General features: G+C 53.3%; 1 protein-coding gene. It reads left to right on the top strand.

Translation table 11 applies throughout. From position 1 onward, the window contains the following. Positions 1–445, top strand: a 445-nt coding sequence (tssI, locus tag Xedl_RS20090; RefSeq protein ID WP_143187524.1) for a type VI secretion system tip protein TssI/VgrG, incomplete at both ends; no start/stop codon positions are given.

Here is a 445-nt window from a genome sequence, read left to right on the forward strand (position 1 = left end):
GTCGTGCTGGGTGCGGGTGGCACAGGGCTGGAATGGTAACGGCTTTGGTTTTATGGCGATACCGCGTATCGGGCAGGAAGTGATTATCTCTTACCTGAACGGCGATATCGACCGCCCGATTGTCACCGGCTGTGTTTACAACGGCCTGAACCGTCCGCCGCTGGATTTACCGGCGCAAAAAACCCGCACTACCTTTAAGACCAAAACCCACAAGGGTAAAGGCTTTAACGAACTGCGTTTTGAGGATGCGAAAGACAGCGAAGAAATCTATCTCCACGGGCAGAAAGACCTGACTGCACATATCGAAAACGATGCCTACTGGCATATCAAGCATGACCAGAAACAACGCATCGATAACAACCGTTACCACGATATCCGCGCCGATGACCATCATCAGGTCGCCGGTTCGCGCAAAATCACCACCGAAGGGGATGTCTCCCACCGG

The sequence above is a fragment of the Xenorhabdus eapokensis genome, from assembly GCF_001908105.1.